This is a genomic window from Salmonella sp. 32082101201600294FB01SM01 (genome assembly GCF_017572865.1).
GTDB lineage: Bacteria > Pseudomonadota > Gammaproteobacteria > Enterobacterales > Enterobacteriaceae > Salmonella > Salmonella enterica.
In genome coordinates this window covers 536851-550223 of record NZ_JAGESB010000003.1, presented here as the reverse complement: position 1 = coordinate 550223, position 13373 = coordinate 536851, and the positions used below count along the sequence as shown (strand labels likewise).

Sequence of the window (13373 nt, the reverse complement as noted above, 5' to 3'; positions counted from 1 at the left end):
TGCTTTCTGGATTGTATAATGTTGCGTGTTTTGGCGCGGCAGTATTGAATCTTTTGCTGCGTCGGCCCCGAGGAGGAATCACTCACAGCGAATGCCAGCGCACAGCCTGGTACTGAATCTCTAAATGAGTAGAAAACCTTTCGGTTCGATACTCCGGTTCTATTCCTTCTAAATTTATCGTAATGACATCTGCGTTACGCGTGTTGTATACTTAATATCCACAGAAGTACAAGAGGACAACACTATGCCAGCCGCAAACAGTATGGCGATGAAACGCGAAACCCTGAACCTGCGTATCAAACCCGCCGAGCGCGATCTTATTGATAGAGCGGCGAAAGCCAGAGGGAAAAACCGCACTGACTTTGTGCTGGAAGCTGCCCGTGCTGCCGCCGAGGAAGCGCTGATCGAACAACGCATCATTATGGCCGATCCAGAGGCCTATCAGGAATTTCTGGCTCGTTTGGATCAAACACCTTCACCTAATGCCGCACTGCGTAAAACCATGCAGACCCCTGCGCCGTGGGAGCAGGAAAAATGATTTCCTCCCCTGAGCCGCTTCATGCCGGACATATTCTTACTCCGTTTTGCTGCGGTGTGGATTCTATGGATAACTGGCTGAAACAGCGGGCGATGAAAAATCAGACCACTGGTGCGTCCCGTACCTTTGTGTGTTGTGGCAGCGATTCGAGCGTACTGGCCTATTACTCGCTGGCGTCCAGCGCGGTCACGACGAATACCGCCCCCGGTCGCTTTCGTCGCAATATGCCTGACCCGATTCCGATTGTGGTATTGGGGCGTCTGGCGGTGGATAAATCGCTTCATGGGCAGGGCGTTGGTCGGGCGCTGGTACGCGACGCAGGGCTGCGGGTTATTCAAGTGGCGGAGACTATCGGCATTCGCGGGATGCTGGTTCACGCCCTGTCGGATGAAGCACGGGAATTTTACCAGCGGGTGGGGTTTGTACCGTCGCCGATGGATCCGATGATGTTGATGGTGACGTTGGGGGATTTGGTGGAGAGTGTTTAAACTCCAGAACGTATCCATTAACCTCACAGACACTTCAAGTTACGGATGAACATTGCCCCTGAAATAAAAAATGAATTCAGTTTTGAACATTTTCCATCAAATTAAGTGGGTTTTCGTCGATATGCAGCGTCAAGTTGTACAAAAAAATAGTTACGAAACACACCCTGGTCCTACGTTACTTATAAGAGTTATCGCTTGTTATTATGCAGCAGCGAGGTCAGCACAGAACCAATAAGTAATGAGTTACGTAAACAGAGAGTCTTTATCTCCGGAAGCGGTGTCCGTTCTGTTTGGTTTCGCCATAACCTTGAGAACTTCAAAAAGCGCCTGAAAGCGCTGGAACGTAGAGCCAGTGACGACGAGGCGTGTGGAGAAATCGAAACGGCGCATCCCGGTTATCTGGGGGCACAGGACATATTCTATGTTGGCAACCTGAAAGGCGTTGGGCGTATTTACCAGCAGACATTCTCGACCAGACTGTGTGTTCTGTTCTTTTTGACGATCGGATGTCAGAAGATGATGGCTGCCGCCAGACTGACGATGTCTGTCCTGCTGCTCAATGTCCCGTCCGGGGGCGTGATGATGCTGTCAGGTCTGCTGCCCGGTGGCCGCTGGTTTGCGCAACTTTGTGTCCTGCACCTGACCGTTATCGGAGCCGTGTTATATCTCCCCTGATCATTCCTTTCCTGTCGAAAATTACACTGTCTGTTGTTTAATTATGTATTAACCCGGAGAGACTCTTTAAGCTCCAGCAGTCAGGCATTGCGGGTTGTTTATCTGCTGACTGAACGTTTTCTCTGTGTGTAAACACCTTCCCTTCTTCCACCTGCTCCATGTTTAAGAATGGAACGGAGGTTATTTTATTACGGCAACCATGTCCGTTTTTTTTATTTATTTCCCTTTTTTTAATATCTGAACATAATTTAATACTCTCCCAGCCTGTTTTCTGAACGTTGTTTTTATCCGGCATTAATGGTTCTGTATTTTATATACCCTGTTCATCGGGCCCTTTAATTCTCGGTTACTGTTTTGCGTTTTGTTGAAAAACAGGAAGATACTTGCGTGGTGAATAATATCCTGCGGTACTTGTTCGGGGCTGGGAAACCTCTTTGTTTGCGGTCGATTCCGGCTTAACTATAAATCAACGTCTTTTTTAAGTGCTGCGAGGTTGCTGTGTATCCATTTGATTTAAATGTATTTTATATCGTGATATTCAGTTTTATTACATGAAGTTCTGTCTTTTTCGTTATTATTTTCTGTTTTTGATTTTGATTAATTTATCTTTTCTTTTTTTTGGGAGTGTAATGCATGGTTAATGGATGGTTTGGCGATCTTTTGTATTGATTTGATGTTATTTTTTAGAATCTAATTCTGTTTTCATTATATTTTCTAGTGTTATATTTTGGGTATGTGTTTTGTTATGGATGAAAAGATCGTTAAAGATATGCTTTTCAGAATTAACGTCTTAAATATAATAAGCGAAAAGATTAGTTATCTTCCCTTTACATGTTTTCCTTGCCGGGAAGGTTAAGGAAAAGTTAAGGAAGGAAGTTCCGTTGAAACTGAATAAAAAATCATTTTCCGGCGTCAGGATAGTGAGGGCCGGGGAACTCGAACCGGGGGCCGTGTCCGAAGAGCAGTTCTGGCTACTTGTTGATATATCCCCGATACACAGTGAAAAGATTATTCTGGCCCTGAAAGATTATTTCGTTTCCGGGTATTCCAGAAAGGTTGTGTGCGAACGCCACGGTATGAGTGGCGGATATCTCAGCACCAGTGTTAACCGGCTGAATTTTATCAGCAGGAATGTGCATAAACTGGCGGGTTATTACAGCCATCATGAATGATAAAGCAGACTGAACCGTCTGCTCCGGATTTGCGATGAAAAAAATAAAGATACTTTTCCTTCTGCTGCTGGCAGGGGGCGGGCTTTCTCACGCTTCCGTTCAGAAAACCCTGTTCAGTGCTGATGTGGTGGCCTCTGCCTGTCATGTGGTGGTGGATGCTGACGGTACCGGCAGCAGCCGTTTGACCTTCGGGACATACCGTAAGTCGTCCGCTGCACCCGTGCCGCCGCGTGATTTCACCGTGCGTCTGTATGAGACCGGCGCCACCGTTCAGGGCTGTTCGGCCTTTCTGGCCGGGCAGATCGCCACCCTGAATTTCGGCAACCCGGGCCAGCTGGACGGACAGGGTGTGGTCACCCGTGGCGCTGGCGACGGTATCCGTATCGATGTGCGGGCCGCGGATACGCAGGCGGACTTCCGGGGGCGCATCACGCAGGCAAATCATGAGGTGAAGTACCCGGTGGATTTTGCCGCGAAGGGGCAGTTCCGGTTTCGTGCGCAGCCGGTGTTTCCGGCGGACGTGAAGGCGGGTGAGTACAACGGCGCCCTGACCTTTGTGGTCACCTACCAGTAAGGAATGCTGATGAACGGGAATAACGTAAGACAGCCAGCCTGCCAGATGTCTTTTTGCCATGCCGTGCTGGCACTTGCGATAGCGGTTGCCCTGGGCAGCGGTACCGCAAGTGCCGGAGAAAAACTGGACATGTCCTTTATTCAGGGTGGGGCGGGGATTAACCCTGAGGTCTGGGCGGCGCTGAACGGAGATTATGCGCCGGGGCGTTACCTGGTGGATCTGTCCCTGAACGGGAAGGATATCGGGAAGCGGATCCTGGACGTAACACCACAGGACAGCGAAGCGCTGTGTCTGTCAGAAGCGTGGCTGGCAAAGGCCGGGATTTATGTCAGCGCGGAGTACTTCCGTAAGGGATATGACGCCATGCGGCAGTGCTGGGTGCTGGCGAAAGCGCCGGCGGTGAAGGTGGACTTTGATGTCGCCACCCAGAGCCTGTCGCTGGCCATTCCGCAGAAAGGACTGGTGAAAATGCCGGAGAACGTGGAGTGGGACTACGGCACGGAGGCGTTCCGGATGAACTACAACGCGAACGCCAACAGCGGGCGGTACAACACGTCGGCGTTCGGCTCAGCAGACCTGAAGGCCAACATCGGTCGCTGGGTGGTGAGCTCGTCAGCCACGGCCAGTACCGGGGATGGCGGGAGCAACGAGGCCACGATAAACATGTTCACGGCCACCCGGGCCATCCGCTCCCTGAGTGCGGACCTGGCGGTCGGGAAGACCTCGACCGGTGACAGCCTGCTGGGCAGTACCGGCACGTACGGTGTGTCCCTGTCGCGGAACAACAGCATGAAGCCGGGCAGCCTGGGGTATACCCCGGTGTTCAGCGGCATTGCGAACGGTCCCTCAAGGGTGACCCTGACCCAGAACGGCAGGATGCTGTACTCGGGGATGATGCCGTCCGGGCCGTTCTCCGTCACGGATGTGCCGCTGTACAGCAGCGGGGACGTGACGATGACGGTCACCGGGGATGACGGGCGGGAGCAGACGCAGGTCTTTCCGCTGTCGGTAATGGCCGGGCAGCTGAGTCCGGGACAGCACGAGTTCAGCGTGGCGGCCGGGATACCGGACGATGACAGCGACCTGGAGGGCGGGGTGTTTGCCGCGTCATACGGGTATGGTCTGGACGGGCTGACGCTGCGCACGGGGGGCGTGTTCAACCAGGACTGGCAGGGTGCCAGTGCCGGTGCGGTTCTGGGGCTGGGGTATCTGGGGGCGCTCTCCGCTGACGGCGCTTATGCCACGGCGAAGTACCGGGACGGCAGCCGCAGCGGGAATAAGGTGAAACTGGCCTGGAGCAAACAGCTGGCGCTGACGAACACCGGACTGCGGGTGAGCTGGTCACATCAGAGTGAGGAATATGAGGACATGTCCTCCTTTAACCCGGCTGAAACATGGCTGCAGCAGAACCAGGGGCGCCGGACCCGGGATGAGTGGAATGCGGGCATCAGCCAGCCGGTGGGAGGGCTGTTCAGCCTGTCGGCGTCGGGATGGCAGCGGAGCTATTACCCGGCCTCCACGACCGGCAGTTACCGGTACGCTGATGACAACGGTAAGGAGACAGGAATTACCGGTACCCTGAGCACACAGATAAAAAGCGTCAGCCTGAATCTGGGCTGGTCCGGGTCCCGGAACATGAACGGGGAGAACACCTGGTCGGCCTCCGCGTCGGTGTCGGTGCCGTTCACCCTGTTTGAGCGGAAGTACAGCAGCAGCACCACGGTGAGCACCGGTAAAGATGGCGGCACCGGCGTCAGTACCGGTATCTCCGGGGCCCTGAACGACCGGTTCAGCTACGGTCTGGGCGGCGGCCGTGACAGTGACGGCGGTATCAGCAGTTACCTGAACGCCGCCTACAGCGGCGACCGGGCGAACCTGAACGGCACGGTGAACCACTCGTCCGGTTCGGGCACCAGTGGTTCGGTGTCAGCCAGCGGTTCGGTACTGGCGGTGCCGGCGGCGCGGGACATCATGTTCAGCCGGACCACCGGGGACACGGTGGCGGTGGTGAGCGTGAAGGACACGCCGGGGGTGAAGGTGATGTCCGGCAATGAAACGTCGGACAGTGACGGGAACCTGGTAGTACCGCTGAACAGCTATGACTGGAATACGGTGACCATAGATGCGGGCACGCTGCCGCTGGACACGGAGCTGTCCACGACCAGCCGGAAGGTGGTGCCGACGGACAGCGCGGTGGTGTGGATGCCGTTTGATGCTCTGAAGGTGCACCGTTACCTGCTGCAGGTGAGGATGCCGGACGGGGCCTTTGTGCCGGGCGGCACATGGGCACGGGACAGCAATAACACGCCGCTGGGCTTTGTGGCGAACAACGGCGTGCTGATGATTAACGCGGTGGACCGCCCCGGCGATATCACGCTGGGACAGTGCCGGATACCTGCGGCGAAACTGCAGGAGACGGCGAAACTACAGGAAATTACGTGCGAATAAGCATAACCGGACAATGATGACGATGAAACAGACCCAGAAAATGCGTTCTTTTTTCCGTAACAGAGTGACGAAGGCGCTGGGAATGACCCTGGCCCTGATGATGGCGAGCCAGAGTGCGCTGGCTTCCCTGGCGGCGGACCAGACCCGCTATATTTTTCGCGGCGACAAGGACGCGCTGACCATCACGGTGACCAACAATGACAAGGAGCGTACTTTCGGCGGCCAGGCGTGGGTGGACAATATTGTGGAGAAAGACACCCGCCCGACGTTTGTGGTGACGCCCTCCTTCTTTAAGGTGAAACCGCAGGGGCAGCAGACGCTGCGTATCATCATGGCCTCTGACCACCTGCCGAAGGATAAAGAGTCAGTGTACTGGCTGAACCTGCAGGATATTCCGCCGGCGCTGAAGGGCAGCGGAATTGCCATTGCCCTGCGCACGAAGCTGAAGCTGTTCTACCGCCCGGAGGCGCTGCTGAAGGACCGTAAAGGCGCCGAGGAAGGCATCAGCCTGCAGGTCCGTCCGGACGGGCGGACGATGCTGGTCAACACCACGCCGTATATCTACGCCATCGGCAGCCTGCTGGATGCGAACGGTAAAAAAGTTGCGGTGGACAACGACACGGCTCAGAAACTGCTGATGTTTATGCCGGGGGATGAGGTGCAGGTGAAGGGGGATGTGGTGAAGGTGGATTCCCTGAACGATTACGGCGAGCTGCAGACCTGGACCATCAACCAGAAAAAAACGGCGACTTCTCCCAGGCAGAAGACATCTGATACGGCGGTTAATTCGTCTGATAAAGCAGGTAAAAAATAACCCTTTCCGGTCCTGCGGAATAAAGAGAAACCATGATGAAAAAAGCACTGATGGCGGTGGCCCTCTTCAGCGCCCTGCCGGTCCTGGCGGCGGATTACAGCGAGAAGACGCAGTACCTGGGCGTGGTGAACGGTCAGGTGGTGGGCAACAGCGTGGTGAAGGTGACGCGCACCCCGGCGGACCCGGTGCTGTACCGGACGGAGAGCAACGGTCCGCTGCCGGAGACGCTGGTCATCCGTAATGCCGAAAGTCGCCCGGCATCCGGAAACATGGCGTATATCACGGTGAAACGGACACTGGGAGACGGCCGGGACGCACGGCTCACGCTGAAGACCACCCTGATGGTGGACGGGCAGCGGGCGGCCCTCTCGGTCAGCCAGCGGGGAGAGGATGTGGTTATCACGGTGCCGGCGGCAACCCGGCAGGTGGAGCTGAGAAGTGACGCGCCGGCGGAGCTGGAGGTGCCGGCGAACTACCGGGGGAATGTGCAGGTGCCGGTGGAAGTGGAAGGTATCAGCGCCGGTTAAAAAGAACGGCAGGGCACCACGAATTACCTGAGTGAATGACGCACAGTTATTTACGGCAATAACGTAAAGCCATTCTGTATTACAGGGATAAATATCTCAGTGATGCCACATAAATAAGGTGGCAGGGGATGGCTTTGCGGTAAGACCGGGTAACAGACGGAATTACTATTTAATAACAAAATAGTTCTTTAATTGTTTTATAAAACTGAAAGGAATAAATTCATGAAAAAAACACTGATTGCACTGGCAGTGGCTGCATCTGCAGTGGTATCCGGCTCGGCTATGGCTGCGTGGACAGCAAACGGCGGCGGTGGTCAGGTTGAGATTGGCGGGTCACTGACACCAGTGACGAAAGCGACTCCGTGGGAAACTGCAGTCGGTGCTGCTGTCACAAACCTTAACGGTCAAGTTCAGAAAAATGACACAAAACTTGAGATTACTGTTCCAAAAACCCTCCCTATCCTGGCCATTCGCTCTACTGCGCAGTTTACAGGTCGGGCTGGCATTGTTCCAACTATTAAGTATGGCTGGATCGGTGATGACTGGAATAATAGTTCTGTAACAGCTTCAGCAGCAGTACGGAACGAAGCGGGACAGGTAATAGGTAAGGCTGTTTTCCCTTTAACTGCTCAGGGAATCGTGGCCGCAGCCAAGCTTGATGGTAGCCGTCCTTATCAGAGGTTGATGGCTGCAAATGAGGGGCAGGGGTACTTCGGTGGTCTTCCAACAGCACCTAGTAGTATTGCGGATGTTCGCAGTGTCATTTTTGAGGGGTGGCCTGATATTGCAAATAACTTTGTCATCCCCGAAGGTGCCTCAATGGGAAATCCTTGGTCAGAGACATTTAGTGAATCTGACTGGAAATTCTCTTCCTATTATGGTTCTGTAATTGCTAAAAATAGTATAGTTAAAATGACCATGAATGCTCCCGTTAGTGCCGATGCTTCATTTAAATGGAAAATTGGTTTGCCTGCTACGGTTACCTATCAATAATACATCAGGTTGTCAGGCATAACAGAAAGTAATTTGCCTGATTGTTAAAAACGGTGTTCTGCTTTACGGCCGCTCACCGGTAATAAACCCGGTATTCCGGCATAGTTATTTCCTGCTTCTCTGTCAGCCAGGAAATGTCCGCGTACGCCGGTGCCGGGTTTATTATTTTCAGCTTGTCTGAATGCTCGTTGTTTATTAATTATGACCAACGGATAAAACAGAGTGAATAACGATGAAAATAACGCATCATTATAAATCTATTATTTCCGCCCTGGCCGCGCTGGCCCTGTTTTATTCCGCAGCACCCCGGGCCGGAATTCTTGACGGCGGGGAAATACAGTTTCACGGTCTGGTCACTGACGAGGCTCCGAAATGGACCTGGCAGGTGGGCTCCCCTGACCAGACATGGGCGGTGGATACCGCTGATGCCCGTACAGCGAACGGACAACTGGTTTTTGATTTACGCGGCAAGGGCTCCCTGCCGTTTCTGGAAGGCCATCTGTATGAGGTGGCAGAGCGCGGTGGTCCCGGCTTCACCCCTTTTATCTCCTTCAGCAGTAACGGGCAGCCGTTTTCCGTGACGGATGGCGGCAGCACGACGGCGCAACACTTCCGCGCCTCTGTCCCGGTACGTAACCCGGAGAACGGTCACGTGGCGGGACAGCTTTCTTTCACCCTTGACCAGGGAATGGCCGTCAGCGCCGGACACCAGGAAGACGGGGCGGTTCTGCCGGCAGGCATGTCGCTCGTAAACGGGCAGAGCGTGAGCGGTGTGCAGGCCGGCACCCTGCCGCAGTGGCTCAAAAGCCGTCTGCCTTCCCTGCTGATGCTGAACCGGGGCTTCGGTAACGGAATGAGCACGGCAGATAACGGTCAGGTTATCAGTCAGGGCGTGCTGGCTGACGGCCGGGTGACCCGGCTGGCGGCGGCCTATGCGTCCGCCGTCTCGGATTTTGAGCTGCGCCTGCCGGCAGAAAACACGCCGGCGCAGTGGCAGGCCGGGCTGAGTGTGACGGTGACGGTCCAGTAAAGAACGGGCAGGGAGAGGAAGAACACAATGAAACGAATGACGATTTTACTGCTGGCCGCCAGTCTGCTGCCGTCCTGTGTGCTGGCGTGGAACACGCCGGGGGAAGACTTCAGCGGAGAGCTGAAGCTGGGCGGGCCGGTGACCAGCACCCGTAATCCCTGGGTCTGGAAGGTCGGGGAAGGGAACACACAGATAAACACGAAAGCTGTCTCTGTCCTGCGCAGTGGGGAGCAGGTAATACCGGTTCCCCTGCCGGCCATGACGGTCCTGCTGGGAAAAACTATCCTGACCACCCCGGCCGGCCGGGAGGGGCTTGCGCCGCAGGTGACGTACGGTAAGGAAACCGAGGGTTTTGCACTGACGTGGACGGCACCGGGTATGGCATCGGTGACACTGCCGGTGACGGGGGAGGGAAATGTCCGTACCGGGACATTCACCTTCCGGATGCAGGCGGCGGGTGTGCTGCGCCATGTCCTGGGGGACCGGGCGGAGTATGCCGGGCTGTATGGCGACCTGCAGGGCAACGGCTTGTCGCCACAGACGCAGGTGATGCCGGCAGGGCAGACGCCGGGTGTGCTGCAGACCCTGTTTGACAGTGAAGGCCCGGTCTGGCTCCGGGAGATGACGGTCAGCAGCGTGTCCGGACTGAGCCGGTTCAGTGACGCCGCCCTGCGCCAGGTTGACGGGGTATACGGCGCACAGACGGTGGCGGACAGCGGTGAGCTGCGTTTTAAGGGGGCGGTACCGTCCCGCTGGCATACCTCCCTGGCGGTGAGCATTGAATACCGGTAAGGCTGCAGGCCCCCGGTCACCCGTTCCGGACCCCGCCGTTTTTATGGGGCTGGAGCGGGCCGACGGCGTGTTTTTCTTTGTGAGTGTCCGGGATATCCGGCAGGCGCAGGAACATAACGGCCGGGTCAGGCTGGTATTCGGGGAAGGCACGACATTCATGACCAGAATGACGCTGTCTGAGTTTTCTGCTGCCTTATATGAGGCCGGTGGTCGCTCTTTTTTTGACAGTTCCGCAGGAAAGGTAACCGGGGGAGATGTGTAATGAAAAACTATTATCTGTTGCTGATGCTGGCATCCGCATCCGTGAGCAGCCAGCCGCTGACAGTCGCACAGGCCCACTGGCAGGAAGGCATGGCCGTGGGCGTGACTGAACTCAGCGGCACACTGTATATCCGGGATACGGCCTGGCAGTGGCAGCCCGTCCCGCTGGAGATGAGCCGGCAGGAGGGCATGGTGAGTGAAAGCCGTCCGGGGAGACGTTATTACATTCTTAAAGGGTATACCACGACCCTGACATCAGCCCGTCCCGGGCTGCAGCCGTCGGTAAGCCTGCTGCATGCCGGACATGGCGTCGTCTGCCTTGAGGCCCGGGGCGAACTGGCGAAGGGGCAGGTGCGGTATGGCGAAATTACCTTTACTGCCAGCCATGTACTGGCCTGGCAGGACAGTACCACCGCAGAGAAGGGCTGGAGCGTGGTCAGCGGCAACGTCACGCCGGATGCGGCGCAGGAGATAAAACGCCTGCTGTGGCAGGTAAGAGATTACCGGTGGAACCCGTCTTACTCGGGTCTGAAGGCCCGGCCGGACGCCTTTACGGTAATGCCCGGCAGTTTCCTTCCGGATAACGGCATAAAAAACCGTATTGCCGGGGCCCGGGTGACATCCCTGGAGGGTATCCGGGTTCGTTTTCCTGGTGCGGAGGAGCCCGTGACGCGCTGGCAGGGCAACCTGACGCCGGTAGTGAACTATTTCTGAGCAGGGATCGTAATGAAAATATCTGTACGTGTACTGGTCACGGTTTATCTGCTGGTTCTTGTGGGACTGGCAGCCATGCTGGCAGAGCTGATAAGCCCGGCGTTAAGTTAGCGGGGGCAGGATAAATGGAAAATGCCATGTCCCGCCGGAAACGCATACTGCTGACGGGGAACTGTGAATATGAACTGCTGGGGCTGTCACATCTGCTTGCCGGTATGGGGTATGCCGTGGTGCGACCGGAGATGTCACCTCCCGGGGCATATGACCTGGCTCTGGTGGCACTGAGTGCGGAGCCGCTGGTCGGCTGGGGACGGCATCTGCAGGGTATCAGAATGCTGCACGCGGCCAGTCCGGTTCCCATGGTTGTTCTGGTACCTTCGCGGCTGCAGGAAATGCGACTCCTGAGAGGAACTGCGCAGGTTATCAGTGGCCGGGACAGCCTCCTCCGGCTGCGTGACATGCTGCGTCAGGCGCTTGAGGGAAGTGCCGGGCCGGAAAGCTCAGGTGAACTGACTGAGTTGCGAAAGCGGACTTTGATATCCCTGTGTACGGCCATAAACAGGAATGCCTCACTGAAGGCGGCATCACGCAAGGATTATTACCTCCGGGCCTGCCTGGTGGAGTATGCAGGGGTGGAGAACCTGCATGTACTGTGCACGAGCGGCCTGTTACCCGGGGTGATTACAGATGAAACCGGACAACGGTTCTGATATGTGAAGACCCGGGGCAGGTATTTCAGCTTCCGGGACAGCATTGCTTCCCCGTAGTCACAGGAGAACAAAATGAGTAATGACGCTTGCGACAAAATTCTGTCTTTTATGCAGTCACAGGCAAACGGCAGGATAAATATACCTGTCAGAACCCGGAGTATTGCGGATGCGGCCGGGCTGACAATATACCAGGCCAGGGCTTATCTGGTTACGCTTGAGGGAGCGGGCGTGGTGGAGAAAATGAATGCAGGTAAAGGCGTGTCCGGCCGATGGCGGCTGGTCTGACGGATATCCGGTAAAACAGGGGCATGGAGAGAACAAGTGGCCGGAACAGATATTGTGGTAACTGACTGATGAACTTTCTGAAGATGATTTATTACATCTGTATTTCTTTTGTCGTCATGATATCACTGGTGTTTTTTGTATCGGTATTTCTGTTACTGAATATTGAATGAATATAATCCGGGGCTGCATGACAGGCCTTACGGGAATAAAGCTCTTTTTATCCGGACATCTCCATACCGGTAATTCCCCGGAGAATTTTTTTGCAGAAGGACAACATGCCGGATGACGAAAGACGCGCCGGGTATGGCGGGGGACGCTTTTCGCTCCGGGCGCTGATTTTACTGCTGCTGACCAGCGCTTTCATCTCCGGCTTCCTGACCGGAGCCCTGGCCATGCTCTGGTTTGTCATTGACTGCATGTAATGCGATGAACTGAACATCCGGAACCATGACTCTGAGACGTTTACTTAAACAAAAACCGGCACTGCTGGCTGGCGCTCTTCTGATGGTGGCCGGTGCGGCCACACTGTATTTTCCGGAAACCTGGTACCCGGAGGAAACGCAGTGGCAGCTTGCGACAGAAAAAGACATTCCCGGTATACAGGGCGGTCTCTCCGGCCTGACGTGGAACCCGGACAGCGGAACGCTGTTTGCCGTGACCGACCATCCGTCGTCGGTGGTGGAGCTGGACACGGACGGGAACGTGCTGCGGGTGATACCATCGCATGGCGACCATGATTTTGAGGCCATTGAGTATCTCGGCCGGAACCGCTATGTCCTGTCCCGGGAACGGGAGCGGATACTCACCACCCACCACATTGACAGGAATACGTCTGTCCTGCCGCCGGCGTCATACACCCTGACCCTGGATGTGGACAGAAAAAGCGACAATGCCGGTTTTGAAGGCCTTGCCCGTGGACGGGGAGAGAATGCCCTGATAGTGGCGCAGGAAAAGAAACCGCTTCGTTTTTTAGAAACGGACCACAGCCATGACTCTCTGTCGGTCAGTGATTCACTGACGCACCGGTTGTCCCTGCCGTGGTTCCTGAAGGATATCTCCGGTCTGCATTACGACAGGATAAACAGGCGGCTATATGTGCTTTCCCATGAATCAGCCCTGGTACTGGTGTCAGACCCGGAGGGCGGCAGGAGGGTGATGCCGCTGCGCCGGGGACACAGTGGTCTGGAGCGGGACATTCCGCAGGCGGAAGGGATAGCTTCTGATGGCCGGAATTCGCTGTGGATAGTCAGTGAGCCAGACCGGTTTTACCGCTTCAGCCGGACAACGACGTCATGACGGTCTGGACGGACTGCAAACGGGGGAGAGGCGTTGAATTCATGCGAATCGGGGAA

At 55.7% G+C, this 13373-nt stretch carries 17 protein-coding genes and 1 pseudogene; 17 read left to right on the top strand and 1 reads right to left on the bottom strand.

Annotated elements, in window-relative coordinates; translation table 11 throughout:
• Positions 1 to 244 precede the first annotated feature (244 nt).
• From J4645_RS15930 to J4645_RS15920, 3 genes and pseudogenes are all read left to right on the top strand, one after another.
• Positions 245 to 538: a DUF1778 domain-containing protein gene (locus J4645_RS15930; protein ID WP_001110450.1), complete on the top strand. Its 294-nt coding sequence runs from the start codon at positions 245 to 247 to the stop codon at positions 536 to 538.
• Positions 535 to 1026 (top strand): GNAT family N-acetyltransferase, encoded by a 492-nt coding sequence (locus J4645_RS15925; RefSeq protein ID WP_000625912.1) that lies wholly within the window; start codon positions 535 to 537, stop codon positions 1024 to 1026. Before J4645_RS15930 ends, J4645_RS15925 begins: the two co-directional genes overlap by 4 nt.
• A gap of 234 nt (positions 1027 to 1260) precedes the next feature.
• Positions 1261 to 1494: pseudogene (locus tag J4645_RS15920) on the top strand (IS481 family transposase); the annotation flags it as partial.
• A 244-nt stretch (positions 1495 to 1738) separates the two neighbouring features.
• Here J4645_RS15920 and J4645_RS15915 read toward each other — a convergent pair.
• A complete protein-coding gene (locus tag J4645_RS15915) occupies positions 1739 to 1996 on the bottom strand; it encodes a hypothetical protein (protein WP_001112996.1) in 258 nt (85 codons plus the stop codon).
• 586 nt (positions 1997 to 2582) lie between these two features.
• Here J4645_RS15915 and J4645_RS15910 point away from each other — a divergent pair.
• The 14 genes from J4645_RS15910 (at position 2583) to J4645_RS15845 (ending at position 13317) form a co-directional block, all read left to right on the top strand.
• Entirely contained in the window at positions 2583 to 2873 is a 291-nt protein-coding gene (locus J4645_RS15910; protein WP_000773469.1) for a PapB/FocB family fimbrial expression transcriptional regulator, read from the top strand.
• 34 nt (positions 2874 to 2907) lie between these two features.
• Positions 2908 to 3447 (top strand): type 1 fimbrial protein, encoded by a 540-nt coding sequence (locus tag J4645_RS15905; protein WP_000721295.1) that lies wholly within the window; start codon positions 2908 to 2910, stop codon positions 3445 to 3447.
• A gap of 9 nt (positions 3448 to 3456) precedes the next feature.
• Positions 3457 to 5895 (top strand): F4 (K88) fimbrial usher FaeD, encoded by a 2439-nt coding sequence (gene faeD, locus J4645_RS15900; protein ID WP_023215132.1) that lies wholly within the window; start codon positions 3457 to 3459, stop codon positions 5893 to 5895.
• Between the two features lie 22 nt (positions 5896 to 5917).
• Entirely contained in the window at positions 5918 to 6709 is a 792-nt protein-coding gene (locus tag J4645_RS15895) for a fimbria/pilus periplasmic chaperone (protein WP_024147084.1), read from the top strand.
• Between the two features lie 35 nt (positions 6710 to 6744).
• Positions 6745 to 7236, top strand: a complete 492-nt coding sequence (locus tag J4645_RS15890) for a DUF5462 family protein (protein WP_023215134.1) — start codon at positions 6745 to 6747, stop codon at positions 7234 to 7236.
• Positions 7237 to 7458: 222 nt separating this feature from the next.
• Entirely contained in the window at positions 7459 to 8229 is a 771-nt protein-coding gene (locus J4645_RS15885) for a hypothetical protein (RefSeq protein ID WP_001636553.1), read from the top strand.
• Positions 8230 to 8461: 232 nt separating this feature from the next.
• Positions 8462 to 9259 (top strand): F4 (K88) fimbria minor subunit FaeH, encoded by a 798-nt coding sequence (gene faeH, locus J4645_RS15880; protein WP_000704721.1) that lies wholly within the window; start codon positions 8462 to 8464, stop codon positions 9257 to 9259.
• Between the two features lie 27 nt (positions 9260 to 9286).
• A complete protein-coding gene (locus J4645_RS15875) occupies positions 9287 to 10051 on the top strand; it encodes a minor fimbrial protein (RefSeq protein ID WP_023215136.1) in 765 nt (254 codons plus the stop codon).
• Positions 10038 to 10313, top strand: coding sequence for a hypothetical protein (locus J4645_RS15870; RefSeq protein ID WP_023215264.1), 276 nt, complete (start codon positions 10038 to 10040; stop codon positions 10311 to 10313). The genes J4645_RS15875 and J4645_RS15870 overlap by 14 nt, the downstream gene beginning before the upstream one ends.
• Positions 10313 to 11026 (top strand): hypothetical protein, encoded by a 714-nt coding sequence (locus tag J4645_RS15865; protein ID WP_023215137.1) that lies wholly within the window; start codon positions 10313 to 10315, stop codon positions 11024 to 11026. Before J4645_RS15870 ends, J4645_RS15865 begins: the two co-directional genes overlap by 1 nt.
• A gap of 125 nt (positions 11027 to 11151) precedes the next feature.
• The gene (locus tag J4645_RS15860; protein WP_024147086.1) at positions 11152 to 11736 is read left to right on the top strand and encodes a hypothetical protein; all 585 of its coding nucleotides are present in this window, start codon (positions 11152 to 11154) and stop codon (positions 11734 to 11736) included.
• A gap of 72 nt (positions 11737 to 11808) precedes the next feature.
• Positions 11809 to 12021 carry a FaeA/PapI family transcriptional regulator gene (locus J4645_RS15855; protein ID WP_000063794.1) on the top strand — a complete coding sequence of 71 codons (213 nt, stop codon included), beginning with the start codon at positions 11809 to 11811 and terminating at the stop codon, positions 12019 to 12021.
• A 260-nt stretch (positions 12022 to 12281) separates the two neighbouring features.
• Positions 12282 to 12443 (top strand): hypothetical protein, encoded by a 162-nt coding sequence (locus tag J4645_RS15850; RefSeq protein WP_001816720.1) that lies wholly within the window; start codon positions 12282 to 12284, stop codon positions 12441 to 12443.
• Between the two features lie 25 nt (positions 12444 to 12468).
• Positions 12469 to 13317 carry an SdiA-regulated domain-containing protein gene (locus J4645_RS15845; protein WP_023215138.1) on the top strand — a complete coding sequence of 283 codons (849 nt, stop codon included), beginning with the start codon at positions 12469 to 12471 and terminating at the stop codon, positions 13315 to 13317.
• The last annotated feature ends 56 nt before the right edge of the window (positions 13318 to 13373 follow it).

Bases quoted from the DNA above. Each gene is read 5' to 3' on its own strand.
- J4645_RS15875 (WP_023215136.1), top strand. From the start codon at position 9,287: ATGAAACGAATGACGATTTTACTGCTGGCCGCCAGTCTGCTGCCGTCC.
- J4645_RS15895 (WP_024147084.1), top strand. From the start codon at position 5,918: ATGAAACAGACCCAGAAAATGCGTTCTTTTTTCCGTAACAGAGTGACG.
- J4645_RS15855 (WP_000063794.1), top strand. From the start codon at position 11,809: ATGAGTAATGACGCTTGCGACAAAATTCTGTCTTTTATGCAGTCACAG.
- J4645_RS15930 (WP_001110450.1), top strand. From the start codon at position 245: ATGCCAGCCGCAAACAGTATGGCGATGAAACGCGAAACCCTGAACCTG.
- J4645_RS15865 (WP_023215137.1), top strand. From the start codon at position 10,313: ATGAAAAACTATTATCTGTTGCTGATGCTGGCATCCGCATCCGTGAGC.
- J4645_RS15885 (WP_001636553.1), top strand. From the start codon at position 7,459: ATGAAAAAAACACTGATTGCACTGGCAGTGGCTGCATCTGCAGTGGTA.
- J4645_RS15925 (WP_000625912.1), top strand. From the start codon at position 535: ATGATTTCCTCCCCTGAGCCGCTTCATGCCGGACATATTCTTACTCCG.
- J4645_RS15860 (WP_024147086.1), top strand. From the start codon at position 11,152: ATGGAAAATGCCATGTCCCGCCGGAAACGCATACTGCTGACGGGGAAC.
- faeH (WP_000704721.1), top strand. From the start codon at position 8,462: ATGAAAATAACGCATCATTATAAATCTATTATTTCCGCCCTGGCCGCG.
- faeD (WP_023215132.1), top strand. From the start codon at position 3,457: ATGAACGGGAATAACGTAAGACAGCCAGCCTGCCAGATGTCTTTTTGC.
- J4645_RS15905 (WP_000721295.1), top strand. From the start codon at position 2,908: ATGAAAAAAATAAAGATACTTTTCCTTCTGCTGCTGGCAGGGGGCGGG.
- J4645_RS15915 (WP_001112996.1), bottom strand. From the start codon at position 1,996: ATGCCGGATAAAAACAACGTTCAGAAAACAGGCTGGGAGAGTATTAAA.
- J4645_RS15890 (WP_023215134.1), top strand. From the start codon at position 6,745: ATGAAAAAAGCACTGATGGCGGTGGCCCTCTTCAGCGCCCTGCCGGTC.
- J4645_RS15845 (WP_023215138.1), top strand. From the start codon at position 12,469: ATGACTCTGAGACGTTTACTTAAACAAAAACCGGCACTGCTGGCTGGC.